Origin of the sequence: Moritella sp. JT01 (genome assembly GCF_001574435.1) — a bacterium.
Classification (GTDB): Bacteria; Pseudomonadota; Gammaproteobacteria; order Enterobacterales; family Moritellaceae; genus Moritella.
The window spans coordinates 715879-741260 of record NZ_LOCN01000007.1; the positions used below are offsets into that span (position 1 = coordinate 715879).

The 25382-nt window shown below is 39.9% G+C and carries 23 protein-coding genes and 2 tRNA genes; 5 read left to right on the forward strand and 20 right to left on the reverse strand.

Translation table 11 applies throughout. The annotated features are described in order from the left end of the window. Positions 1–2: 2 nt before the first annotated feature. The 4 genes from AKG98_RS09720 to AKG98_RS09735 form a co-directional block, all read right to left on the reverse strand. Positions 3–470 carry a DUF1456 family protein gene (locus tag AKG98_RS09720; RefSeq protein WP_067044911.1) on the reverse strand — a complete coding sequence of 156 codons (468 nt, stop codon included), beginning with the start codon at positions 468–470 and terminating at the stop codon, positions 3–5. A gap of 179 nt (positions 471–649) precedes the next feature. Beyond that, on the reverse strand, positions 650–1888 hold the full coding sequence (locus tag AKG98_RS09725) for a hypothetical protein (RefSeq protein ID WP_067044914.1): 1239 nt from the start codon (positions 1886–1888) through the stop codon (positions 650–652). A gap of 80 nt (positions 1889–1968) precedes the next feature. Next, positions 1969–2865: a DMT family transporter gene (locus AKG98_RS09730; RefSeq protein WP_067044917.1), complete on the reverse strand. Its 897-nt coding sequence runs from the start codon at positions 2863–2865 to the stop codon at positions 1969–1971. 63 nt (positions 2866–2928) lie between these two features. Next, on the reverse strand, positions 2929–3780 hold the full coding sequence (locus AKG98_RS09735; protein WP_067044920.1) for an alpha/beta fold hydrolase: 852 nt from the start codon (positions 3778–3780) through the stop codon (positions 2929–2931). A 225-nt stretch (positions 3781–4005) separates the two neighbouring features. Here AKG98_RS09735 and yegD point away from each other — a divergent pair, with 225 nt between their 5' ends. Further along, positions 4006–5358: a molecular chaperone gene (yegD, locus tag AKG98_RS09740; RefSeq protein WP_067044923.1), complete on the forward strand. Its 1353-nt coding sequence runs from the start codon at positions 4006–4008 to the stop codon at positions 5356–5358. 69 nt (positions 5359–5427) lie between these two features. Here yegD and AKG98_RS09745 read toward each other — a convergent pair whose 3' ends face one another. Both AKG98_RS09745 and AKG98_RS09750 read right to left on the reverse strand, forming a co-directional pair. Next, positions 5428–6534 (reverse strand): conjugal transfer protein TraF, encoded by a 1107-nt coding sequence (locus AKG98_RS09745; protein ID WP_067045169.1) that lies wholly within the window; start codon positions 6532–6534, stop codon positions 5428–5430. A 128-nt stretch (positions 6535–6662) separates the two neighbouring features. After that, a complete protein-coding gene (locus AKG98_RS09750) occupies positions 6663–7814 on the reverse strand; it encodes a PLP-dependent aminotransferase family protein (RefSeq protein WP_067044926.1) in 1152 nt (383 codons plus the stop codon). Between the two features lie 208 nt (positions 7815–8022). Here AKG98_RS09750 and AKG98_RS09755 point away from each other — a divergent pair, with 208 nt between their 5' ends. Then, on the forward strand, positions 8023–8910 hold the full coding sequence (locus tag AKG98_RS09755; RefSeq protein WP_067044929.1) for a GyrI-like domain-containing protein: 888 nt from the start codon (positions 8023–8025) through the stop codon (positions 8908–8910). A gap of 92 nt (positions 8911–9002) precedes the next feature. Here the strand turns inward: AKG98_RS09755 and AKG98_RS09760 are convergent. The 12 genes from AKG98_RS09760 to AKG98_RS09815 form a co-directional block, all read right to left on the reverse strand. After that, positions 9003–9100 (reverse strand) — tRNA-Ser (locus AKG98_RS09760). Positions 9101–9476: 376 nt separating this feature from the next. Beyond that, a tRNA-Ser gene (locus AKG98_RS09765) sits at positions 9477–9567 on the reverse strand. 146 nt (positions 9568–9713) lie between these two features. Beyond that, a complete protein-coding gene (frdD, locus tag AKG98_RS09770; RefSeq protein ID WP_067044932.1) occupies positions 9714–10091 on the reverse strand; it encodes a fumarate reductase subunit FrdD in 378 nt (125 codons plus the stop codon). A gap of 9 nt (positions 10092–10100) precedes the next feature. Beyond that, positions 10101–10490, reverse strand: a complete 390-nt coding sequence (locus AKG98_RS09775; RefSeq protein WP_067044935.1) for a fumarate reductase — start codon at positions 10488–10490, stop codon at positions 10101–10103. A gap of 59 nt (positions 10491–10549) precedes the next feature. Continuing rightward, complete coding sequence (locus AKG98_RS09780) at positions 10550–11302, reverse strand: succinate dehydrogenase/fumarate reductase iron-sulfur subunit (protein WP_067044938.1); 753 nt, start codon at positions 11300–11302, stop codon at positions 10550–10552. Continuing rightward, a complete protein-coding gene (gene frdA, locus AKG98_RS09785; protein WP_067044940.1) occupies positions 11302–13089 on the reverse strand; it encodes a fumarate reductase (quinol) flavoprotein subunit in 1788 nt (595 codons plus the stop codon). Before frdA ends, AKG98_RS09780 begins: the two co-directional genes overlap by 1 nt. A gap of 283 nt (positions 13090–13372) precedes the next feature. Then, positions 13373–13777 (reverse strand): DoxX family protein, encoded by a 405-nt coding sequence (locus AKG98_RS09790; RefSeq protein ID WP_067044943.1) that lies wholly within the window; start codon positions 13775–13777, stop codon positions 13373–13375. 1 nt (position 13778) lies between these two features. Continuing rightward, positions 13779–14198, reverse strand: a complete 420-nt coding sequence (locus AKG98_RS09795; RefSeq protein WP_067044946.1) for an organic hydroperoxide resistance protein — start codon at positions 14196–14198, stop codon at positions 13779–13781. 322 nt (positions 14199–14520) lie between these two features. Continuing rightward, positions 14521–15357 (reverse strand): YbaY family lipoprotein, encoded by an 837-nt coding sequence (locus AKG98_RS09800; protein ID WP_067044949.1) that lies wholly within the window; start codon positions 15355–15357, stop codon positions 14521–14523. Between the two features lie 50 nt (positions 15358–15407). Beyond that, entirely contained in the window at positions 15408–17741 is a 2334-nt protein-coding gene (locus AKG98_RS09805) for an amidohydrolase family protein (RefSeq protein ID WP_067044952.1), read from the reverse strand. Between the two features lie 92 nt (positions 17742–17833). Beyond that, positions 17834–18916, reverse strand: coding sequence for an alpha/beta hydrolase (locus tag AKG98_RS09810; RefSeq protein WP_067044955.1), 1083 nt, complete (start codon positions 18914–18916; stop codon positions 17834–17836). A gap of 244 nt (positions 18917–19160) precedes the next feature. Then, positions 19161–20324 (reverse strand): flagella assembly protein FlgT, encoded by a 1164-nt coding sequence (locus tag AKG98_RS09815; RefSeq protein WP_067045173.1) that lies wholly within the window; start codon positions 20322–20324, stop codon positions 19161–19163. A gap of 207 nt (positions 20325–20531) precedes the next feature. On the opposite strand from AKG98_RS09815, the gene AKG98_RS09820 reads away from it, so the two are divergent. From AKG98_RS09820 to AKG98_RS09830, 3 genes are read left to right on the forward strand one after another with little or no spacing between them, the layout of a single operon-like run. Next, positions 20532–20801 (forward strand): hypothetical protein, encoded by a 270-nt coding sequence (locus AKG98_RS09820; RefSeq protein ID WP_067044958.1) that lies wholly within the window; start codon positions 20532–20534, stop codon positions 20799–20801. A gap of 39 nt (positions 20802–20840) precedes the next feature. Continuing rightward, positions 20841–21527 carry a FlgO family outer membrane protein gene (locus tag AKG98_RS09825; protein ID WP_067044961.1) on the forward strand — a complete coding sequence of 229 codons (687 nt, stop codon included), beginning with the start codon at positions 20841–20843 and terminating at the stop codon, positions 21525–21527. Positions 21528–21536: 9 nt separating this feature from the next. Continuing rightward, positions 21537–21995, forward strand: a complete 459-nt coding sequence (locus tag AKG98_RS09830) for an LPP20 family lipoprotein (protein ID WP_067044964.1) — start codon at positions 21537–21539, stop codon at positions 21993–21995. A gap of 96 nt (positions 21996–22091) precedes the next feature. On the opposite strand, the gene menA is transcribed toward AKG98_RS09830, so the two are convergent. Further along, positions 22092–22958, reverse strand: coding sequence for a 1,4-dihydroxy-2-naphthoate octaprenyltransferase (gene menA, locus AKG98_RS09835; protein WP_067044967.1), 867 nt, complete (start codon positions 22956–22958; stop codon positions 22092–22094). Positions 22959–23093: 135 nt separating this feature from the next. Further along, on the reverse strand, positions 23094–25313 hold the full coding sequence (locus AKG98_RS09840) for a transporter substrate-binding domain-containing protein (protein WP_067044970.1): 2220 nt from the start codon (positions 25311–25313) through the stop codon (positions 23094–23096). Between the last annotated feature and the right edge of the window lie 69 nt (positions 25314–25382).

Here is a 25382-nt window from a genome sequence, read left to right on the forward strand (position 1 = left end):
TATTACTTGTCTTCAGAACGATATTTTACTTGCATGCCTGCAAGGAAGTTACGTAATACTTGATCTTTACATTCACGGAAGTGTTTGTGATCAGGTTTACGGAAAAATGCACTTAGTTCGTGTTTACCTAAACGGAATTCAGCAAGTTCTAATAATTCAAGAACATCTTCATTCTTAAGATCTAAAGCAATTTTTAACTTACGTAAAATAATGTTGTTATTGATCGCGTGTTCAGGTTCAGGTTGAGGACCGTCTTTTTTACCGCGTTTTGCATTAATCAAACCATTTAAAAAAGTCGCCATCTGCGTATCACTACAACTCACATATGCTGGATCGTCATCTTTTTTTAACCAATCACTGATTTCGCCACGTGTAACATCAGCTTCAGCTTGTTTAAACAAAGCAATCATCTTGTCGTCACTGAAATTAAAAGTGTAGCGAATACGGCGTAGAATATCGTTATTGGTCATTAATTAGTCCTAATAAGGCTAGCGTGATGTCGTTATGACTCACAATTTTAGTTATGGCGCACAGTATAGCAGATAACCGAGGATTGATGACATGCAAGTTTATCCTCGGGACCAATAACATTATATCCCGACATCAATCACATTATTCTTCTATACCGACTACGTTACAACTAACCTTTTTAAGGATCCAGTAACCACTGTCTAATTTTTCTATAGACATCGGGATGATATAACAAATCCATGTGATTCATATCGCGTCCAATCCACTGATGGTGTTCAGGAAACGTAAGATGAAGTAAATCATCATTATGTCGACCTAACGCACTATCAACATTCACTAAACCATCACCAATTAAACCATCACCAACAACCGTTGATTCTTTGCTTTTTACAGCGGCAAGCGTATAACAATGCACACCATTAGGTAAGGCTAACGTGCCTCTATTATCCATTGCATAGCTGAAGCGATCTTTGCCTTGCCAATCTTCATCAATAATCGAACCATAACGTAAGTCGGTGATCCCTGCGCTACGGATTTGCCCTAACTTAGCGAATGGCTTGCTGAACGGGTTTGAGCCAAGTAATACATCAATCAAATTACCACCCTTTTCAAGCGCAGCACCATGATGCGGTGTACCTAAAAACACCATTTTATTTACTTGTTCTAACCAAGTATGTTTCGCTTTTTCACCATAGTAAAAAGCACTGCGAGACACTAAGCCTCCCATACTATGAGCAAGAATAGACAAGGATAAAGGCTGCGGAGATATTCCCACTAAGTATTCTAATAATGCTGATAGATCACGGCCATTTTCCGAGATATGTCGACCCGTATTATAGTGTAAATAAATTGGTTCATAGCCAAGATCACGTGCTAATTCAACACCATGATTATGCTCATCAACTTGCCATTGTAAATCGTTCATGCACAACCCATGTACCATCAACAATATCTTGCCGTTAGATTTCTCAATCAAATTGCGTAAGGCCACATCAGATAATGGTTTACCATCACGCCTTAATTGCATGATCACCGCCAGCGGGTTTTCACGTTCGAGTAAATAGTCCCCCAATACACCATTCAGCATAGAGATCGCAACTTCACGGCTTAGCGACGATTCATGCTGTCCAAGTGCAGTGCCTAATTGAGATAAAGAAAAATCTATTTTGTCACCGACGAATGCGGTAACCGTTCGAATGTTTCGATATACAAACCCTGTAACACCCCGTGTTCTTGGTTGTGTATTTTGGTCATTAAGACCCAAACTTAAAATTGTGTAATGGAGCGCTTCCACGATATCTGTTAAACCAGTTACGGCATCAACCGCAAGCTGATTAATACCGCGCATATCATTTGCGCGATCCGAGGGCGACGCTTGGATTTCTAACTTTTTTGCTTTTCTGCGTGTGTTAAACATACAGTACCTTTTTCTAGTTTTCGTTAGCGACGAATTAAGATCTTTGCACTGTTGTAACGCGAAATACTTGAATACACAATCTAGGTTTTGTTGGCGTTTGCTTGACGTTGCAATAATAAGGTCGCAGAGGCTGACAACAAAATACCAGGAATAACTTGTAAACTAATGCTTTGTCCGTTCACCAATAGCGATAACAAAGCAACAACGGCAGGGTTCATATAGATGTATGCCATTACCCGTGTAGGCCCCAATGCAACCGTTGTTTTCTGATATAAGTATACTGTCATGAGTGTGGCACCCACAACCAAATATGCCATGTAAAATACAGATTCACCTTGGATCAAATGCCATTCTAATGGTAATCCAGATAACCACAGAGCTAGCCCCGTCCAGATACAACCACCAAGTAGCGTGCTGAATACCATCACAATTAGCTCATCACCTCGATAAAGACGTTTCATCGAAATAGAGTAACAACACATGGAAAAACAACCCGCAATAAATAACAGATCACCACTGTTTAAAGAGAAATCGACCAATCGAGACAAGTCACCGCCAAAAATAACCCAGCAAGTCCCCAAGGCACCAAGTAAATAAATCATCAACTGCTTAACTTTGATTTTATCTTTAAATACCAACACGCACAGCATCGCAGTTATAAATGGCACTAAAGTATATAAAGTCCCCGTGTTTAACGTTGTCGTTATTTTTAATGCTTCAAACTGGAAAATAAAGAACACAGAATAAAATAAACTGATCACCATCGACCGCGGTAACGTTCGTAATACCTTATTACGCCATTTTTTAGTCACCAGAATAAACGGTAACAATAGACTAACCGCGCCAGTAAATCGTAATAAGGTGAGAGAGAATGGGTTTACAAGACCTGCAAGATTTGCCGATGCCAGAAATGATCCTGCGACCAATGTAGTAGCAAGCATGACAAGAAGGTGAAATTTTATATTAGATTGTGCCAAGCCTAGGCCTTAATAAATGGTATTTTCGGCAAGATTAGCACGCAAGCAATACTAACTCCAACGCTATGAAGATATGAGTAGCCAATCTGATGTATCTTGCCATACTGATTCTGTCATCGAACGTTTAAAAAAACCAAAGTGATCAATCGATTTCATGCCGACCTGTTTAGGGTCAATGATCACCATATCCGATGCTGCATTTTTAAAATGACGTTGCAGCGCTTTAACACAGCTTGGAGGAGCAAATCGATTGTCATCTGCCATGGCATAAAATCGCATATTGCCCTTATACTGATGATAACCATCGTGCAGTTCGTTACCTTGTTCATCAGTATAGAATGGTTTACGCCCAAAACGACTCCAATCTCGAATGACTTGTTGCGGTAAATATTCAGCGCCAAGCACCCATTTTGGTAGCCCTTTGTTCGCACTATAAAACAAAGGTAAAACACAATAAAAGAACAACATAGATAATGGTTGATCTTTACGTTCCCAGTTTTTCCAGTGGATTTGTTGTGCAGCAATATTTAGAAAAGATTCATAACGATTATTATTTGGAGTAATACCAAGTAGTTGTCCACCGATAGAATGACCAACACCTGAAATTTTCATAGCGGGATAGCAAGCTTGCGTCCAAGTTAACACTGCATCCATATCAAGCTGTCCCCAATGCATCATACTTGCCGGCTTAGCATTTACGCTCGCTTGTTTACTATCTCCAATACCTCGGTAATCGTAAGTAATAATCGTAAAACCCCGTGCACATAAAAATTCTGCATATGCTTGGTAATATTTACGTAGTACCCCCGTTGCACCATTAATAATAACAACGCGGCCATTATTATGGCTCGGTTTGAATTCGCTCGCAACAAGCTGATAACCATCAGCAGTATTAATCTCAACTGTATTTATCATGATCTTAATCCATTAAACAAAAATAAATTCATAAAGTTGAAATTTAACCATATTTACGTCCTATTTACATTCGCCTAAATGACAACATAACGTTTAAACATCATTGCCTTATATTGACGCAAAATGGCTAATCAGCCCCCGATTAAACAAGATCTAATTTCAATCTGGTTTCGCTTATCGCAGCAGTGTACAATGCGCGGCTGAGTGATTTAATTGGAAAGATTTATGTTTGTCGGTTTTGACTACGGTACTTCTAACTGTGCTGTTGGGTATGTTAATAATGCCAACCCAGAACTTGTTTCTCTTGGCCAGAACAGTTCTTATCTAGCATCTACGCTATATGCTTCGCATCGAAATATGATCCCTAACTGGCTCGCGCGTCACTTACCTGATTCAGTAGCAAAACCAAATTATCTGCAATTACGCCGCGGTCCTATCCAAGCTGGCCGTAACTTGATTAATGATGGCTATGAAGACCAATTATTTTTTGGCCAAGAAGCGCTTGATACTTACCTAGAAGATCCCGAAGAAGGCTATTACATAAAATCACCAAAATCATTCTTAGGTGCGACCAGTTTAAGTCCGCTACAACTTGCCTTAATGGAAGATGTTGTCACCGCGATGATTTGCAATATCAAGCATAAAGCTGAAACACAGTTAGATAAGCAAATAACCCAAGTTGTGATGGGTAAGCCAGTTAACTTCCAAGGCCTTAGAGGCGAAGAGAGTAACCAACAAGCGTTATCACTATTAACAACAGCAGCGCAACGTGCAGGCTTTCGAGATATTGAGTTTCTGTATGAGCCGCTTGCTGCAGGTTTTGATTATGAACAAAGTCTAACAACAGAAAAAACCGTACTTGTGGTCGATATCGGTGGTGGTACAACTGACTGTTCATTACTTAAAATGGGACCCGATAATTGCGGTCTGAGTGATCGCTTTCAACATGTTTTAGGTTACTCAGGTGAACGTATTGGTGGTAATGATTTTGATATTCATTTTGCACAAAAATCATTAATGCCACTTTTCGGTCTAGGCTCGCACTTAATAAGTGGCCTGCCTATGCCTGTTAAACCTTTCTGGGATGCGGTTGCGATTAATGACATCGGCAGTCAAACCGACTTTTATAGTCAGCGTAGCCTTATCGGCTTAAAAGAACTGTATAAAAATGCGGAACAAAAACAGTTAATTACCCGTTTACTCAAGGTACAACAACAAAAACAGACGTATCAAGTGGTGAATCTTGCAGAACAAATGAAAAAGCAACTATCAGAAGCGTCTAGCACAATCGCAGATTTAGGCTTTGTTGAAAACGGATTAACTTTAGCGCTAGAACGTCAAGCGCTGGAACTCGCCAATGCGCCACAGTTAACAAAAATAAAAGCATTAATGGATGAGACAATTACCCAGGCACAAACAATACCGGATGTTATCTTTGTGACGGGTGGTACAGCCAAATCACCGATCATCTTCCAATATATCCAACAGCACTATCCAAACTGTGAAATCATTATTGGTGATCATTTTGGCAGTGTAACTAAAGGCCTAACCCGCTGGGCTGATAAGATTTTTTCTTAATTAACGAAGGGCAGTGTGATACAGCCCTTCGTTTATTCACGCTAAACTATGCTGGGTTTATAACCTTACTTAGAAAGTGAAGCTTAAGCTAGCTGAAGTCCCTACTTGATTATTACTCGCGTAAGAACCAGCGATATCAAGATGTAGTATACCAAAGGGACTAATACCGATACCAGCGGTTAAAGCATCCTCTATAGAGCCTTGCATGTCATGCTCGAAGCCTGCGCGTAATTGCGCCCAGTGCCATGCATTCAATTCAACACCAACACGTGCAAACTGTGTATTATCTTCTAATTCAACATAACGTGTTTGCTCTGTTAAATCGACATCAACACCGAAAGTGAAATACTCCACAGCATAGGCTAAACCAAGTGTCGCTTGTGGATTCATTTCATACGTATAACCTGTCGCTGTAGACTTGATCTCTTGTGATAATACGTCTTTTACTACTAATGCTGTACGGAAATTGTTTTTCATCCATACGGCACCTAAATCGAAATTGAACGTTGTTAATTCTGAATCGGCATCTTTTAACTCAAGGTCTAAATCTTCAATACTCGTTAAATATGAATAGGTCTGTAATATTTGGTATTTTGGTGTGATACCAAATGAGAATGATTCACCGTGAACTTTATACTGCTTAGCCAATGCAAGTCCCAGTTCAGAATAACCAAAGCCTGTAACGCTAACCGTTGATGATTGATAGTCAGACTTAATATCAACACTTGCGATGGCTTCAACATATCCACGGCCATATAGATTAACCGAAATATTTTTACTTGGAACCGCGATAGCAAACGCAATACCAGCTGTTACATTGATAGGGGCATTACCATCTAACTCAGCAAGATAAGCATCAATTTTATCTAAATCATCTTGAGATCGACTACTCTCAAAATCATCAATCGCACCTTGTAAATCTATGATTGTTTTTAACGAGTGGTCTATATTCTTTACATTAACACCAATGGCTGGTAACAAAATACCGATATCATCCGATTTATGAAACACAGCCACTAATGCAGGGTTATAAAGTGGTGCGGTTACATAATCAGCTGTCGCCACCCCGACATTACCCATCGCATTAGTTCGACCATCAGGAGCATAACTCGCTGCTGATGATGCAAAAGACGTGAATGCGAGTGCGAGACCGAGTGAAATTCCATTTTTCGACATATTAACAGCGTTGCCTATGTATTTTAAATTAGGCTCATTGTAATCCATGAATTCATTTTATGGCAGCAATATTAATACTTTAGTTAAAAACTTCATCCAAAATAATTAATACAAAAGCATTGGAAGCACTATTTAATTTTTTTCAATACTTGTACCAATCGATTAACTGCTAATGCCAAGTCTGAATCACAAGCATTGGTAAAATTTAACCTAAATGCAGCGCCCTTTCCTGCTTCTGATTGGTAGAATACAGAGCTAGGGACGACAGCAACACCCACCGCAAGCATGTCTTTGGCAAGCTTATCAACATTACACTCTGGTAAGCGTAACCAAATAAACATGCCACCTTCAACTTGTTCAAACTGACAATCATCAGGTAATTGCGCGGTTAATAGATCCGCTAGGTATTGATACCGTTGGCGGTATAACTTACGCAGTCCATCTAAGTGCTTAGGAAAGTCTTCATGCTGTAACAGATCTAATAATACCGCTTGCATTGGTTGGCTTGAATGTAAATCTGCACCTTGTTTTACACGTTCAAGTGCCGAGATCCACGCTTTAGGACCACTCACTAAACCTAAGCGAATGCCAGGCGTTGCTATCTTAGAATATGAACGTAATACGATTGTCTGTTCAGGACAAAAACTTGATACCAAAGGTAATTCAGTCCCTGCAAAACGTAACTCACGATAAGGGGCATCTTCAATCAGTGCAACATTATATTGCTGACACAGTTGCGCGACTTTTTTACGCACCTCAAGTGACCAACATACACCCGTTGGATTATGGAAATCAGGTACTGCATAAAACATCTTGATTGTCTTATCCGCAAAGCATTTCTCTAGTTCTTGTAAATCAGGGCCGTCAGCACATTGTTTGATACTCTCAATACTTGCCTGTGCTAATCCAAATACTTGCAGAGCACCTAAGTAGCTTGGCGCTTCCATTACCACTTTATCGCCAGCGTCTAAAAATGCACGCGCAATCAAATCAAGTCCTTGCTGCGATCCCGTACAAACCAACGCATCTTGCTGCTCAGATAATTGATAACATTCACGGAAGTAAGTTAATAACGGCCCATAACCCGCAGTACTGCCATACTGGAATAATTCTGCACGCGTACTCAATTGTTGGATACTTTTCTCCATTAGCGCTAAAGGGAAATGATCACCATCAGGCAGTCCCCCTGCTAATGAGATGACATCTGCAGAGTTAGCGACACTCAAAATTTCTCTTATATAAGACGGTTTAATGGCTTGTAATGATTTCGCTAACTGCATAGTGTATCTCTCTGGTTATTTTATTTTTATTGGTTTTAATCGCTAACTAGTCACATGTTATATAGTTTTTTAGTTAAATTAACTTTAAAAACTGATAAAAAAGTGATTAATAACGAAATAGCTATCCATTATAGTACGGAGATAAATTTGACATGGCATGTCCATTTATGCGCTTATAGATGTCCATTTATGCTTTTATAAGATCACTATGTCGATAAGCCCATCTTTAAATCATCAAACATCGCGAATAAACGATGTACTCTATTTTATCCATAGTGATATTAGTGCTGAACTGCCTGCTAGAAAGCTGGCTGAGATCGCCGCTTATTCTGAACAACACTTCCATCGCGTGTTCAAAAGTGTTGTCGGCGAATCCGTCCACCAATACATTCGCCGTAGCCGTTTAGAGTTTGCCGCTAACCAACTCATGTTTGATACCAGAAGTTCGGTCGTCACTGTCGCCACAAAATCAGGTTTTGCCTCGGTATCCTCTTTTAGCCGTGCATTTAAAGCCACCTTTGCCATGTCACCGGGAGAATGGCGCAGTAAAGACTTAGCCACCAGCACTCCGCCTTATTTACGCGATCCAGAAATTGCAGCAGCTTACTCACGAATTCAAAGCCGCATATTGCCACGAGTCCAAATTATTGAATTACCCGAAAGGCATGTGGCTTATGTCCGCCATCAAGGTTATGGCCGATCCATTCGTCTCGCTTGGCAAACACTGGTGGCATGGGCAAATGTAGAAGGTAGAAGTTATCAACAACAGTTTGGCTTGCATCATTCCAACCCCGCTTTTGTCGGCTTAGAACAATGTCGCTATGTGGCATGCCTAGCAATAGATAAACCTTTGCTGCGCCGTGGAATGGTGAACAGTATGGTGATCCCTGGAGGCTTACACGCAGTGTTTAAACTAACGGGTAAGTATGGTGAATTACTGCCGTATTTAAGTAAGATAATTGAACAGTGGCTACCATCATCTGGATTTAAAATGCAATCAACACCGGCTTATGTGCATTACCAGAAGAATCACTTTTTAAACGGTGATGAGCAATTCGAATTACAGTTTTGTTTACCCGTATCAACCTTCTTTTAATGCTTTATCATTCATACGTTGCTCTGCATTATTAAAACCCAGATAGCAAAAAGCCGGAACTCAAATGAATAAGTTCCGGCTTCTCTAATAGATGGCGGAGGAGGAGAGATTTGAACTCTCGAGGAGCTATTAACCNNTAACCCCTGCTGGTTTTCAAGACCAGTGCATTCGGCCACTCTGCCACCCCTCCGCAGCAGGTCCGAATAATAGGGTAAACACCGTGGTTTGTAAATACACCTCACAGAATAAATTATAAATTCATTTCAAAGAGTTAAATAAACAACCAATTGTATGAAAACAACGCGACTAGCCATCTTTAGTGCCACATCTAAATATAGCCACTAAATTCTGCGCCAGCCATTCCTAATCCCGCTGTACTGATATACACATAAGCACGAGGATAATTGTCATTGTCATTGATATTGATATTGGATGCTAAAGCTTGGATATGGATGTCGATGGAATTTAAAATTGAACACTCAGTACAGAATGATTTTAAATGGATAAACGAGTAGAAAGCAAAAAGCCGGAACTTAAATGAATAAGTTCCGGCTTCTCTATATAGATGGCGGAGGAGGAGAGATTTGAACTCTCGAGGAGCTATTAACCCCTGCTGGTTTTCAAGACCAGTGCATTCGGCCACTCTGCCACCCCTCCGCAGCAATGGAGCGAATAATAGAGTAAGTTCAGTGACATGTAAATACTGTTTTGTTAATTCGCTCACAACCAAATCTAATATGATAAATAACGAACGTTTTGTATAAAAAGCACAATGTATTTAGCTATTCGTACATCCGTAATAACTAATACATCTGTAATAACAGGGTAAACACAAACACACTCACCGCAAAAGCAAAACCATAGCTTAGTACTTGCTGCCAATCTCGACCACGTTTAATGCCTAAATCATGTAATGCATGGAAAATTCGGTGCAAGGTGTGCCATAGTGGTAGCGCAATTAACACGAGGATAATTGCCGCGCCATACCAGGTCGTCGCAAAACCATGCAAGGTTTGATAATTGAAATTACCTTGACCTATGACCCCCAACGGAATTAACAACCCAGTAATTAAAATCATCACTGGCGTTAAAAACGCCGTTAGCATGCCTCCAGCACCAAACAATCCCCAAAAAACAGGTTCATGAGATCGTATGTAGGTTTTCTTGTTCATCTCAGACATAACGGCTCCTTACAGCATAATCACTAATAGACAAAAAACAGTCGCGGCAATAAAAGCCGCATAATGTCCCGAGACAATCACCTTGTCATCGAGTCGCTTGCCTTTGACCCATAAATCAACGGCTTTAGGCGCTAAAGAAAACCAGGTAATCGTATGATACAGCGCTAGGCTTAATGCGATTACATGCACAACGACTGCAAGCGGACTTTGTAATGACGTCATCCACGCATTAAAAGCGACTTCACCTTGGCTTAATCTCAATAGTCCCCACGCAAGTATCAAGCTATAAATAGTGATGAACACACTGCTGCCTTCGCGGATCATATATTTAGTATAGAAAAGTTGTTTCATCCACCAGTCAATAGGCAGTTCTCTTGTATATGGTTTACGTTTACTCATTGCTACTCCTCACTATGTATTGCTGTACTGCTACTATTTACGACTACTATTCACCGCGACTATTCAGGTTTAAACATACCAATTAGATAGTCTTTACTGCTTTCAACTTTTAACAGCTGAATTGCTCCTGCAGGATCAACCCCTTTTGGACAAACCACGGAGCAGTAACCAACAAACGTACAACCCCAAACGCCTTCTTCTTGATTCACTATTTTCATGCGTTCAGCTGTACCGGCATCACGACTGTCACGGTTATAACGCGCCAGTAATGCAAGGGCAGCAGGTCCGATAAATTTAGTATCTAACGCATATTGCGGACAAGCAGCGTAACAAAGCCCGCAGTTGATACACATTGAGAACTTTTTATATTTTTCCATTTGCTCAGGCGTTTGCTTATAAGTACCTTCGGATAAACATTTATTTTCTTTAGATCCGGTTTTATCTGGGATAATGTAAGGTTTTATCTCTTCCAATTTTTGAATAAAGTCATCCATCACCACCACTAAATCACGCTCAATAGGAAAGTTAGCCAGTGGTTCTAAGCTGATCGTCTTAGGATAATAATCACGTAGAAACACCTTGCAGCCCAATTTTGGTACGCCATTAACCATCAAGCCGCAACTGCCGCAAATAGCCATACGGCAAGACCAGCGGAAACTAAGCGTGCTATCGAGGTTATCCTTAATATATTGCAACGCTTCTAACACAGACATATCGGCTCTATAAGGCAGTTCAAACGTTTGGGTAAAAGGCTTATCGTCCATCTCTGGGCGATAACGCATAATGTCTATTTTGATACTTTGCTGAGTCATTATTTTGCCTCCTGCGCTAACTGTTCACCCGCAGCACCATAAGCACGGACGGCAGGTTGGCTCTTGGTGATCTTCACATCGCTATACTCAATTTTAGGCGCTTTATCACCTTGATAATAAGCCAGAGAATGTTTCAAGAATTTCTCATCATCACGCTGCTCAAAACCATCAATTCGTTGATGTGAGCCACGAGATTCTTTACGCTGAATCGCACTGTGCGCCATGGCTTCGGCAGTATCGAGTAGATAACCCAATTCAATTGTGTATAAGAAGTCAGTATTGAATACGCTGGATTTATCTTCGACCTTGACGTTTTTATAACGCTGTTTTAGCTCGGCTAATTTATCAATGGTCTTTTGCATCGATGCCTGAGTACGGTAGATACCAACGCCCTCTTCCATACAATCACCCATCTCTTGACGAATCACAGCCACCTTCTCGGTACCATCACTGTGCAACAGGTCATCCATGCGTTTAATCACCGCTTCAGTTTGTGCTTCAAGTGGCGCAATATCTTGATGTTGATTATTACTGGCATAGTTAGCCGCTTCCTGTCCTGCTAATTGACCAAATACTGCCAGCTCTGTTAATGAATTAGAACCTAAACGGTTCGCACCATGTAAACCGACCGAAGCACACTCTCCGATGGCATATAAGCCTGCTAGAGACGTTGCGGTTTTAGCATCCGTGGTAATACCACCCATGGTGTAATGTACGGTTGGTCGTACTGGTATTGGTTCATACACGGGGTCAACTCCGACATAGGCTTTTGCTAATTCACGGATAAATGGCAGGCGCTCATTAATTTTCTCTTCACCGAGGTGACGCAGATCTAAATAAATATAATCACCACGTTCACCTTCGACTACCCTGCCTTTTTGCTGTTCTTGCCAGAAACATTGACTGAGCTTGTCACGGGGGCCGAGTTCCATGTATTTATTCTTTGTTTGGCCTACGGGTACTTCAGGTCCTAAACCGTAATCTTGTAAATAGCGATAGCCATCTTTGTTCACTAAGATACCGCCTTCACCACGGCAACCTTCTGTCATTAAAATGCCGCTACCCGGTAAGCCCGTTGGGTGATACTGCACGAACTCCATGTCACGCAATGCAATACCATGACGATAAGCCAGTGACATACCATCACCAGTAACAATGCCGCCGTTAGTATTGTAGCTGTAGACCCGCCCTGCACCACCGGTGGCCATGATCACCGACTTGGCTTGGATCAGTTTGATTTCACCTTCAGCGATATCAAGAATCACCACACCTTGGATCTTGTCATCTTCAACAATTAAGTCTAAACAAAAGTGTTCATCGAATCGGGTTATCTTAGGGTGCTGTATCGAAGTTTGAAACAGTGTATGTAAAATATGAAATCCACTTTTATCGGCTGCAAACCAAGTGCGTTCAATTTTCATGCCGCCAAAGGCTCGAACATTAATTGAACCGTCTGGTTTACGACTCCATGGACAGCCCCAATGCTCTAATTGCGTGAGTTGTTTCGCAGCATTCTCTACGAAGTACTCGACCACATCTTGTTCACATAACCAATCACCACCGGAAACCGTATCGTTAAAATGGTTTTCTAAAGAATCATGATCTTGTGCTACACCCGCGGCACCGCCTTCTGCTGCGACGGTATGGCTGCGCATCGGATAGACCTTGGAAATAAGTGCAATATCAAGATTTGGATGATTTTCAGCTATTTCAATTGCAGCTCGTAATCCCGAGCCCCCGGCACCAATAATGGCGACATCTGTTTTAATTATTTTAAATTTATGCATTTTCACTCACATCAAAAGTCAGCTCACAAACAAGTAGCCATTAAGAGGTATTTTAATGTGAATTGTGACAGTGCCGTTTGATGTGAATCAATAACAATACCTAAATATTCAAGTATATAAATTGAATTATATTTTGTGATCTAGTTTTAGTTTTGAGCGTTAATATTATTAAATAGAGGTTATAAAAAAGCACTAAAGCTATTTTTCAGATTTAGTGCTTTCAACATAATAAATAACAGGACTGTCATCCCTCGACAACATGAGTTATCAAAGAATAACGACGTTACTTTTCAGTACTATCAGTGTTAACCACTTTAAATGATGGCCAATAATGGCCTGATAACACCAATAACCCTGCAAAAATACCGAGGTTTTTAATGAAGTTTTGCATTTCATGCGCCCCTTCAAGACCAGCTAAGTTCCAAAAATCATGCAAATTAACATTAATAACCAGCACAAGGCCTGCTAGCAGTAAAGCAACGATAGCGGTATAACGATTAACAATCAGTAAGAGCGCAGCAACAATCTGAAATATGCCTGCCGCCGCGAGTAATACAGGCACAAATGGCATGTTATGCTTTTCCATTAAGCCAATGTGCATGTCCCAAGACACAAACTTCATGATGCCAGGAATTAAGAAGTACAGCGCCAACATGATGCGGCCAGTGGTAAGTAGCACAGTATTCATCTTATGCTTGACCCTTTACGCTAAGTTGAACATCAATATTGCCGCGTACCGCGTTTGAGTAAGGGCAAACCTGATGTGCCGCAGCCACCAACATCTCTGCTTCCGCTTGCGGTAATGCTAACTCAATAGCAAGGCTTACTGTTAACGCAAAACCACCCGTCGCGTTAGGGCCAATACCAACCTCTGCAGCTACAGGTGCAGCTGTAATTTTGATTTTCATTTCGCGCGCAACATGCAAGATAGCATTAGAAAAACAAGCTGCATAACCAGCAGCAAATAACTGCTCCGGATTGGTTGCAGCACCCGTACCACCCATTTCTTTTGGATAGCTTAATTCTAGCGATAACATGCCATCATCAGTCGCTACTTGACCGTTACGACCCGCTGATGCTGTTGCAGTTGTTGTATAAAGTGTTGTCATCATAAATTCCTTCATTAGCCAAAATAGCTGTTCAATAAATCATGTATCAGTGCTTGCTGCGCAGTGTCGTGTAAAAAACCCAAATTACATTGCGCGCAATTCAGTTGCATTCACTATAATCCTGAACACGATAAATTACAACTAGATTGTGCGCAATTTAAATTTAATTAATCATGAATAAAAAAAAGCACCATCACGAGGAACATGACAGTGCTTATATAATCAGAAAGAAAGTAGGGGCTAAATGCTTGCTAGATGATCTAATAACTGCTGGTTATCGGCAACAGCAACTAACCAACCTTCGTTATAGAAAGCTACATTATTACTTCTTTTTTTGGGCTGTAAATTGCCCTAACGCAAGACCGCTATTACTGTATAACGTTAAAGTATTATCAATTACGCTATAATTATCAGCTTCTGATAAAGCCGTTAAGAATTGCGTTTCTAAATTCATTTGTTGAAAACATAGCTTTTTAGTTGTTAATAATTGCGTCAGATTAACGTTATTCGCCTGTCTGTCATAATTACCACTAAAACGGTTGCAACCCGCAAACCCCATCACTTTATTATCATCTTGACTGAATGTAATATAAGGTGTGTGTAGAGTAACATCTGTAGTAATCGCCTCTGTACCTAACATAGATAACTGCCAGTGCGTTCCCGTTAAACGTACTTGTCCATCACCGTTGATTCCAGCACGTACTTGCGACACCAAAATTTCGGTTGGTTTCGCACTCTGGTTAGTAAACGCATCAACTTGCTCTGTATTGATAAATAATAATTGACCATCCAGCTCAATCTGCGCACGTAACGCATAACGATGCTGCGGCTTTATTTTCGCAGCGTTATAACGTAAATCCATTTTATAGGGTGGAGACCCGACAGCAGTGATCGTTTGCTGAGCAATAACTTCCGCTGCCACATCCATTTTCGAAATATCTTCCAATATCAAGCTCACTTGTGCACCCGGTGGTAAAGCAATACGTTGTAGGTAGAATACGTTCGCAGCAATACTGTGTTGCTGGATAGTGGCCCCGCTCCCAACTCTAGCACTTCCCTGCTCGGTAATTGCACAGCCACTCAAGCCCATTAACAAGCTAGTAATAACCGCGGTGGTTAAAAGCATTTTACGATTTAGCAGACGTCTATTTTTTTGCATGTAAATAACTACCTTAAAATAATTTTTATATTAATCATCAGCTTACAAACTTACTGCGCAGGCGTTGATTGAGGCGTCTGTACAGTATCACTGACGGTGTCAGATTGCTGTGGAATAGAAATAGGCTTAAGCAGCAATTCAAATAACTGTCCTGACAGCTTATCCAACTCAGGTAAATCTAGAGTAGCTGAATACAGTAGCTTACCATTATGTTCAATTCTCGCTCTTACAACGTACTGACCATTGTTATCAAATAATGCGGGATCGTATTGTAACGAAATATTATAAGGGGGGGGCGTATGGGCTACGATCGTTTTTTGACCGAGTATTGAACTGCTAATATCTGTTTTAGAGATATCTTCCAACGTAATCGTCACCGTTGAAGATGGCGGTAAGCTCTGACGCTCTAAATAGATAACACGTGTTTCTAGATGCTTCTTTTTTGGCACAGACACGACCCTATTGACCTGATCTTCAAAGACCACGCCCCACACAGGAATATCTTTAATCTGCATTGGCATAACCTTTAATGGGTTTTGCTCAAGCAAGGTGAAATTAGCCGTTTTACCCACAACGATAGAGCCAATTTTATCTTCCAGTCTTAACGTATGGGCTGCATTAATGGTAATAGCCTGCATCGCCTGATAGGCAGTAATACGTTCTTTTTGCGATACTTTGTTAAGCTCCGATGTTTCTCGGTTAACCGCTGTCCAAGCAAGTGTTAGGGGTTCCATAGGTGCCATAGCAAAATCAGAATGAAATGAAACTGGAATATTTTTCTTCATCAAACTATTAACACGCACCAAGTTTTCTGCACGATAACTGCCTAACCCAACTTCCGAATATTTATCCGCTAAGGCCCATAAATAATACGGATTCACAGATGCTTCGATGTCTAATTCAGCCATCTTTTTTACTTGTTTCTTGGTGAAATAACCCATGTGGTGCAAAGTAAATCGATGGTCCTTTCGCGCTAATTGAACTTGATCAGCTTGATTAAAATCCAATACTTTCTGAATACCTAAATCACCATTAGCATGCACGTGGATCTGATAACCATTTTTCCAATAAAAACTGAGTTGTTGCTGGAATAAATCCAATGGCGTCATCCACTCACCTTCATGGCCATCTAAATAACCATCTTGCATTTGCATCCGCTGAGAGTAAATAGCACCATCCGCAAACAGCTTAATTTGCTTAGGCAAAAATTTAATATTCTCGGTATTATATTCCTCTTCCAAGGTTTCGATGAAATCTAATGCTTTCTGATTACTCTGCCCATTGGCATTATATAAATACGTACCACTCGGGATGAGAAAGACATCATAAGGTGGTTTTTGATCCATTTCTAATTTTAATAATTGATATTCTAAATCAAAATTAGAACTAGGAAAACCCGGTTCAGCTATCGTTGTAATGCCATTTTTAAGCACTAATTTAGACATGATATTTAACCCTAATTTATAACTTTCAGGATTAATTAAATCAGCCGTAATCTTAGGTAATAATGCTAACCAGCCACCTTCATAAAAATGACCTTTGTCCCAATCAACTTGCGGATTGTCAGCAAAGTCGCCTTGCTTAAGACCTAATTTGTTAATCGCAGCATCGTTCAAGAATATTTCGTGGAAAGAACGGTGAATAACAGCAACAGGTTTGTCTGGTGCCAGTTCATTTAATATCTCACGTGTTAATTCACCGTGCCAAAGTTGATGATAACCCCACACAAAAAAGACGCTATCTTTCTCGGCATTATCATCAATTGATTGCTTTAAACGTTCAAGGTAAGCGAAATGACCAGATACCCCTTTTTTAACTTTGTTAGGTAACACCCAATCATAAGGAGCAATAATCTCATTCGGCAAAATAACAGCCGCGATTGAAGGGTGTACGTGCGGTTCGATAAAACCAGGTAACATGGTTTTCCCGCTAATATTAATTAGCTTGGTATTATCTCCACTGAATTTCATTGCTTCTATTTTAGAACCAACAAAAATGATTTTTTTATCTTTCGTTGCAACTGATTCAGTATAAGTCGGCGCAAGCCCTTCCATCGTCAAAATATCACCACCAAAATAAATAGAATCAGCAATGATAGGTAATGTCTTTACAGGTAAAGTAGTGGGAATCTGTATTGGTAAATCACTAGAAACAGGTGTTTTCAACGCGGCGCTATCAGTCACATGGGCTATATCTACGGGCTGTGATTGTTTGTCTGTTAATTGAGTGGCTATCATTTCATCCGACACAGTGATCGCCGATGCCGCCACTGTGGCATTAACGTGCATGCTGAACAGTAGGCCGCACAATAATATAATTTGTATAAACCATTGCACAGAAACAGAAAACAATCGGATAGGGCTAGCTAAGCCTTGAGTTGACATTCAGCCACTCCTTTATAAGTCAGCGAAATTATAAATAAAATAACATAACAGACGCTATAAAACCATAAGATCACGTTGCGTTAACCGGATAGCTAACTTGCCATCATCTCCAACTCATCTTCACATTGTTGCACAAATTGACGGATTTCAGCGTACGCTTCATCGGCCTCTTCTAAATCAAATAAATGCCACACATGCAACATATTAGACCATGTTTGCAAGCGTACATCAGAACCTTGCGAGCACGCTTTATTCATATAACGTCGCGAGTCATCCACCATCATTTCGGTATCACTTGCATGAATCAAAATTGGCGGTAAACCAGATAAATCACCAAAAATTGGCGATACTCTCGGATCGCTAGGATTCATACGGAAAAGAATAGCGATCCAGATAAGTAATATTAATTGAGGGAAATGGTGAAACTTACCCATGAATGGATTAAGCAAAAAGTCAGTTTTAGCATTATAGCTCAAGCTGTCATAACTAAAGGTACTATCAATACAAGGACATATCGCAATGGCAGCATCAACCTGACGGATTTTTTGATGCTTTAGCCAGCCAATTAAGGATAATGTTAAATTACCACCTGCAGAATCTCCAGCCACATAAATACGATGACATGCCTGTTTATTATTTGGGTTATTGGCGAGTAGCCATTGATACGCATAACGGCAATCATAGATCCCCTGTTCACGCTTACCATCGGGGATCATTGCATAATTCACAGCAAACACTACAACACCAAGTTCACGTGCTAAACGCTCTGTGACCACCCGGTGACTCTTCGCACTGCCCACCGCAAAACCACCACCATGAATGTAAAGTAAGCGCTTATTTACATCACTTTTTTTATTCATAATCCACTCGCCCATAATGTTATGGCCTTGAAAGCTAGTCGAGACAGGAATGATCTTACAATCTAATTCAACATCTCCTAAACGATCAATATTTTTGCGCAATGCATAAAGATATTTATTCGGTTTAATAAAATCGATTGGCTCTTGAATACTTTCGAGCAGCTCTAGCGCTTGAGGGTATTTATACGAAGGTGTCGGACGATAAAACGTCGCACTTAAATCCGCACTATCGTATTGACGAAGATCTTCGCCATACAGATTACGAATAAAAAGAAAAAGAACTAAAACAGTAATAGCAACAACCAAAAACCACATAATGATAATATCCCGTGTTTGAACAACCACTAATCAAGCAATAAACTGGAATAAAAGCAATAGCAGTTTTATTTTAAAAAGTAATCAGGCCGTATAAAAAATATAACAATAACACAAGATTAGCCTCAAAATATTAACGTTAATATAGCGCTATATCACAAACCCTACGATCAGCTACAGTCAAGTAAGCCAATAGCATTTACCTAAAGTGGTTGTAGACAAACCGTCACAACCACTAAATTAACTAGTTTAAAATCACCAAATCATCTATTTGTACATTGGCAGTAGGTTGTCTATCAACCGTCATCAAACTTGCTTGCTGATCATACAGTTTGGTTACTTCAACCTGGCTACTACTATTGGTCTCTTTTTTACGGCTGATACCAAACTGATCAACATAACTGCCGGTGTGTTTAATCATAAATTGATCACCTAATTTTAAGCCATTATTACGACCGATATTAATGTTCACTTCATTACCATCAACAGCAATAACTCGTGCTTCCACCAATTTACATTGCAAACTTGCATCTAAATCAAACAATACATCGTCAATAATTAGTTGTAAAGATACACCAAACTTAGAGCGCCAAAATTTTAACGTATCCGTATCCACAATACGGTGTTTAGCAAACTCCCACTTTGTCACTTTACTGTAGTTACGATCAAACAATAAACTGCCATTAAAACCATCAAAAACTTGTATATTCAGTCGAAAATTACGTTCCGGTAAATCACCGGCAAATATCTTCGCGATACCATTCACAACTGGTTTAAATGTCGATAAGTCGGTAATCGAGCCCAAAATAATATATTGGCTATCTGCTGACTTACTAATTTGCTTAATTTCTTGTGCTGTTAAATTACCACGCAGCGGCAAAGCGCTGCCGCTAAAACCAATATTTTGATTAATGAATTCACGCGCATCAAATGTTTGACTATTTTTACGTAAACTTTGGTACAACAAACGGCTGAAAGATTCGTTTATGTTATAGATACCACCATAGCTGGCTTGTTCACGATGCCTAATACCAAAACGCAGTAAAGACACAGATTTTTGATACCCTGCACTCAAGCATTTATTACGGTCTGCAACAATATCAGTGACAATCTGAACGGTGATTTTATCTAATTTTACCGACTCACTTTTTAAGCGAATATCTCTCACTTCGCCATCCATACGGATCTGAAATCGATCAGATAATATTCTACCGCCATTAAAGGTTTGTAAGCTTGAGACCGATGCGCCAGCATATAACAGTGCTTGTTTCAATGCATTACGTACTGCTAACTCGCGAGCAATATCAACATCACCATCAATAATAATAGCCTCACCCTCAACCTCATACCATTCAGCATGTAGAGTGAAAGAACAACAAACCAATAATAGTAGGAGAACGTTTTTCATTTTTAATCGCATATGAATTCTGAATATGTCTATTTTAAAAGCAAAATTTGTACCAGATCAAATTTTTATAAAAATAAAACAGTATCGAGGTTAATTTAATAGATAAAAACGCTATTATAATAATAAATAATACCGAACCTATCTTATTGGCAAGTAATTTGCTTATATTTATCTATAATCACGTATCGCGCAACTTTAGGAACAAATATGAAGCGTTTTTTACTACCGTCATTAGCGGTTGTGTTGACTTCAGCATGCACCGTGATAGAAGAACCTGGACATGTTTTATTAACGGGCTCAAATACCACAGTACAACCTGTCGTTATTAAACAAATTATTGTTCAACCTGTTTACCAGCCAAATGGCTATAACGCCAACATGGCACAAAGTGTGCTTACTAAAGAACAGTACAATAATATATTCAGAAGTCCTTATACCTATCCTTACCGCCGAGACATCTCAACCAGCGATAAATAACGGTTTAACGACAATAATTAAAGCACTTAAGGAAGTAATATGAAAAAGGCAGTCATAGCTATCAGCCTAATTACCTTACTCAACGGTTGTGCATTAAAGCAGCCACCTAGTACCTCAAATGCGGATAAAGAAACACCGCCTCATTCAACTTGGGGCGGTAATTCTTATGAGCCAAAATATCCAAGAAGTTTGTTACCAAACCAGCCGATAAACTATACCCAAGAGTTAAGTTTTATCATCCGTGGTTTAGCGGATCAATTGATCGTCAATGATTTGTCTATTATTCCCAATAATGAACCGATTGCCGTCACTTCTTTCGTCAATCTTGACGATCTGTCGACAACAAATTGGCTCGGCCAAACGCTATCGGAATCCTTTATTCACGAATTAACCATTCGTCGTATTCCAGTGATTGATTATAAAACCACAGGTACTATCAGTGTGACTGGCCAGGGGGATTTTGTATTCACCCGTGATTGGAAAAAATTACGCGGTCAATTACCTGTATCACGCATCTTAACTGGCACGATGTCACGTAACAGTGAAGGTGTGATCGTTAATATGCGTGTCATTAATATGGAATCAGGTTTTGTTGAGTCAACAGCGCAAGGCATTATCCCTAACCATTTGGTGATTGGTGGTTCAAATAGCATGGGGCCACTCAAAGGCCGTGGTCGTTATATTTATCGTACTGGTTCAGCGCCTTCTGTTCGTATTACTAATTAAGGTTTATCAATGAAATATCTGCGTTTGCTTATGCTTGCAACTCTGGTTAGTTTAACAGGTTGTACACTATTAGAAAAAAACACGGTTTATGATATCAAAGAACCGAAATCCTTCCCTGTACTCAAAGCAGTTGGCTATGCTGCGTTGAGCTCTCAGCCAGGCAATAGTGAAAGTGAACGCATGCTTAATGCAATGCGTGCATCTAAATTAGATGCTTATCGAGAGTTAGCAGAGCAAGTCAGTGGCCAAGAAATTTATAGTGATACCAACTATAGATCGCGAACGCTGCAAGGCGAGACAATGGAAGCATCAGTATCTGGTATCATCCGTGGTGCACGGGTGGTGCAAACTTACCCAATTAATGAAGATGTATACGCAACAGAGCTAGAGCTCGATTTTAAACGCGTTTTTGAGTTATATAAGAATACATCGTCAATGCCAACTCGCGTGCAAAAAACACGCTATTAAGTACATCCATATTTGAAGACAACCTAAAATATAAATACCGAGTTACATCCCAACTCGGTATTTTTTCCACTCAATGAATAACCCATCTATTCTGCATTAACCAACGACCAAATCCGCCGAATACAATCCCCCCCACAATAATACCGTCATCGAGGTTTGCGCTAGCTGTAAATTTAACTGTTTGCCATTACGTTGATAAATCGCGATACACAATGCGAGTTGCACTGGCAATACTAAAATCATAATGAGTACAGAGTAACGGTCCACAATCATTAATAACGAAGGTAATAGCATGCTTATACAATAAAGGTGCTTACTTGCTTTCACGCCCAAACGGGTTGCTAAGGTAAATTTTTTCGCGCGACGATCGGAAGTAATATCACGAATGTTATTCACCAGCATGATTGCGACAACGAGAAAGCCTATCTGACTAGCCGGAATAAAGACATCGATAGTCAGCACTTGTGCCTGCAGATAATAACTTCCGACAACGGCTAGCCAACCAAAATAAAGAAAAACAGCCACTTCACCAAGTCCATGCGAAGCCAGTGGTCTAGGGCCACCGCTATAAATATACACGCCAACTAATGATAGCAACCCTAACAAAACATAAATCCAGCCACCCACATAGATAAGATAGCAACCACTAACAATAGCCAGAATACACATAGTAATGATACCAACGCGCAAATGTTCAGCCGATATGAGTCCTTTTTGTAACGCACGATCAGGGCCTAGCCTATCATCACCATCGACACCATTTTTGCCATCAAAATAGTCATTAGAAAGGTTAACCGCAATTTGTAATGTCATGCAGCAGATCATGCAAAGAATGGCGATATAAAAACTGAAATTATGTGGGGAGTCGACCCAAGCTAGCGTTTGCCCAAGTAAAATAACCGCCAGTGCGACCAGTAACGTTTTTGGACGTGTAACAAGAAACCAAGAGGATAATGAATTCATAGTATTTAACGACGTAAAAAGGGAATGAAACTAGCATAAAATACCCCTTTAGTGATGTCCACTTTTATTAGGGGGATAAAAAAGGTCATCCCAAATGGAATGACCTTACGCAATATTAAGTGTAATAATAGACGATTAATTACTCGTAAATCGCTCTTTTCTAAAAATATTATCATACGTTTCAAAACGTCGCTTAATCTCACGAATGTAATGCACAGGCTCTTGTCCGCGCACATACCCATAACGTGCTTTAGCTGCATATTTAGATTGAGACAGCAATAACATGGCCTTCTCTACATGGCCAAACCAGACATCATCACGCCACCCTTTTTGTTTAGCTAAACGCATTGCATCTCGAACATGCCCAGCCCCGGCATTATATGACGCTAACGTGAACCAGATTAACTGATTATCTTTAACTTCATCTTTACGCATACGTTCACGCACCCAATTCATATACAAAACACCGGCTTTAATACCCTGCTTAGGAATATGCACATTAAGGATCCCTAATTCTTTCGCTGTACGCGGCATTAATTGGAACAAGCCTTTCGCGCCCGCCATTGATTTAGCGTTAGGATTAAAACGACTTTCTTGATGCATTTGTGATACTAACAAACGCCAATCAAAATCATATTGGCTCGCATATTGCTTAACAATGTCATCATAAGGGGATAATACACCCGAATTATTTTGGCGAACGTAATCTTTATAATGGGTATCTAAACGTTTTTGATTCTTAAAGTATTTGTTGTAAATAACGTTATAAAATAGCCCCTTATAATGTTTTCTAATAAAGGCATTCGATTTTTCTAATAGCTTATTATTTCCCGATGCAACCGCCCAGCTCTGGGATTTAGGTGCACCTAATGCCATTAACGACTGAATATCATCACGAAAAGTCATTTCAATATCAACAATATGACTATCTGCGATCGTCATTTCATATTCTTTCCTCCCCACTTTATCAATGATCGACTCTGTTTCCTGACTTTCTGGCACACCAATCAAATTAATATTTTTGACCGTTTTTTTCAATTCCACAGCACTCTCCCAATACGAGCTCGATGGTCTAATATAAATATTACTATTAGCGAGATCGACGGCAGAACTAATTTCAGGGTGATCTTTATGGGCAATCACTAACTCCGAGGCATAATGATAAGGGCGAGAGAAAGCGATACCCTTATCTCGTCGCTGTGCCGTCGGGGTTAAAAATCCCAACGCAATATCTGCTTTATCCTCAAGCAAATAATCAAGTAAAGCGACATTGTTCGGCGCAACAATAATTTCGTATCGCAGCTTATGCTCTTTGGCAAAGCGTTTCGCTAACTCATAATGGAAACCAAGTAACTCACCACGCCAGATATAATAAGAAGAAAGGTTATTACGTAATACAAAGCGGACGGTTCTCGACTCTTGAATTTTCTGCCATTGGGTTTTATTACGATATTTTGATTTTTTCTTAATTTTAGCGACTAGATTTTGTTCTTTTAAAAATTGATTTAGCTCTATTAATAATTTCTTGTTACTCGGGGCAACGCCCCAGCCAAGATAACGCGTCGCACTTGCCTGTAAGCTAATTTTAATGTCATCACGATAAGCACTTGCTGACTGAATTAAATTTTTATCTTGGATGGTAATATCATACTCACCACTGGCCAGCTTATCGTATAAGGCTTCGTGGCTAACCGCACTATCAACTAAACGAATTTTAAGCTTCGGATATATTTTTTGTAATCCTAACGCTGTCGACTCGTAGCTCTTTCCCCTTTGGATAACGATTTCACGGCCATTCAAATCGTTACCTGAATTTAAGTTTTGACTTTGACTGCCCATCACCAAAAACTCTTTAGTGAGTAAATAAGGGTCTGTAAAACTAATCAATTTGGCCCGATCACGTGTTTTCGTTAAATTTGCAGCAATAAGATCGCCTTTGCCATTTAGCAGCATAGGAATAAGATCAACAAACTTTTTGACACGAATTTTTTCAATCTTTAAATTATTTTCGTCAGCAAATCGTTGCAGATACTCTAATTCAATATTTTGTGGGTGGCCGCGACGAGGGAAAATAATTTCACCGCCCGCCCACGTTAACACACGTAATACCTTCTGAGCTGGCACGGCGACAAGTGGAACGGGTACAACGGCGACATCAGGTGTCACGCCATTGGTTGCCACTACAGAATAATTGTTAGCAACAATCGACTGAATAGCAGACTCGATACTGATTGTAGGATTTGAATTTGCTACTGTATTTGGCTGTAAAAATACGACAAACGTACCAATAATCAGCATAGTAACCAGCACAAAGTAAATCTTTTGGGCTGTCTTGGTTATTAAAAATTTATACATTACATTCCTTTATAATGTTTATAGTACCACTCGAGTATTTCGTGGCTATCTGATTATGTTATTATCGAT

Coding starts and splice junctions, on each gene's coding strand:
- AKG98_RS09720 (WP_067044911.1), bottom strand. CDS start 470: ATGACCAATAACGATATTCTACGCCGTATTCGCTACACTTTTAATTTC.
- AKG98_RS09725 (WP_067044914.1), bottom strand. CDS start 1,888: ATGTTTAACACACGCAGAAAAGCAAAAAAGTTAGAAATCCAAGCGTCG.
- AKG98_RS09735 (WP_067044920.1), bottom strand. CDS start 3,780: ATGATAAATACAGTTGAGATTAATACTGCTGATGGTTATCAGCTTGTT.
- yegD (WP_067044923.1), top strand. CDS start 4,006: ATGTTTGTCGGTTTTGACTACGGTACTTCTAACTGTGCTGTTGGGTAT.
- AKG98_RS09745 (WP_067045169.1), bottom strand. CDS start 6,534: ATGTCGAAAAATGGAATTTCACTCGGTCTCGCACTCGCATTCACGTCT.
- AKG98_RS09750 (WP_067044926.1), bottom strand. CDS start 7,814: ATGCAGTTAGCGAAATCATTACAAGCCATTAAACCGTCTTATATAAGA.
- AKG98_RS09755 (WP_067044929.1), top strand. CDS start 8,023: ATGTCGATAAGCCCATCTTTAAATCATCAAACATCGCGAATAAACGAT.
- frdD (WP_067044932.1), bottom strand. CDS start 10,091: ATGTCTGAGATGAACAAGAAAACCTACATACGATCTCATGAACCTGTT.
- AKG98_RS09775 (WP_067044935.1), bottom strand. CDS start 10,490: ATGAGTAAACGTAAACCATATACAAGAGAACTGCCTATTGACTGGTGG.
- AKG98_RS09780 (WP_067044938.1), bottom strand. CDS start 11,302: ATGACTCAGCAAAGTATCAAAATAGACATTATGCGTTATCGCCCAGAG.
- frdA (WP_067044940.1), bottom strand. CDS start 13,089: ATGCATAAATTTAAAATAATTAAAACAGATGTCGCCATTATTGGTGCC.
- AKG98_RS09790 (WP_067044943.1), bottom strand. CDS start 13,777: ATGAATACTGTGCTACTTACCACTGGCCGCATCATGTTGGCGCTGTAC.
- AKG98_RS09795 (WP_067044946.1), bottom strand. CDS start 14,198: ATGACAACACTTTATACAACAACTGCAACAGCATCAGCGGGTCGTAAC.
- AKG98_RS09800 (WP_067044949.1), bottom strand. CDS start 15,357: ATGCAAAAAAATAGACGTCTGCTAAATCGTAAAATGCTTTTAACCACC.
- AKG98_RS09805 (WP_067044952.1), bottom strand. CDS start 17,741: ATGTCAACTCAAGGCTTAGCTAGCCCTATCCGATTGTTTTCTGTTTCT.
- AKG98_RS09810 (WP_067044955.1), bottom strand. CDS start 18,916: ATGTGGTTTTTGGTTGTTGCTATTACTGTTTTAGTTCTTTTTCTTTTT.
- AKG98_RS09815 (WP_067045173.1), bottom strand. CDS start 20,324: ATGAAAAACGTTCTCCTACTATTATTGGTTTGTTGTTCTTTCACTCTA.
- AKG98_RS09820 (WP_067044958.1), top strand. CDS start 20,532: ATGAAGCGTTTTTTACTACCGTCATTAGCGGTTGTGTTGACTTCAGCA.
- AKG98_RS09825 (WP_067044961.1), top strand. CDS start 20,841: ATGAAAAAGGCAGTCATAGCTATCAGCCTAATTACCTTACTCAACGGT.
- AKG98_RS09830 (WP_067044964.1), top strand. CDS start 21,537: ATGAAATATCTGCGTTTGCTTATGCTTGCAACTCTGGTTAGTTTAACA.
- menA (WP_067044967.1), bottom strand. CDS start 22,958: ATGAATTCATTATCCTCTTGGTTTCTTGTTACACGTCCAAAAACGTTA.
- AKG98_RS09840 (WP_067044970.1), bottom strand. CDS start 25,313: ATGTATAAATTTTTAATAACCAAGACAGCCCAAAAGATTTACTTTGTG.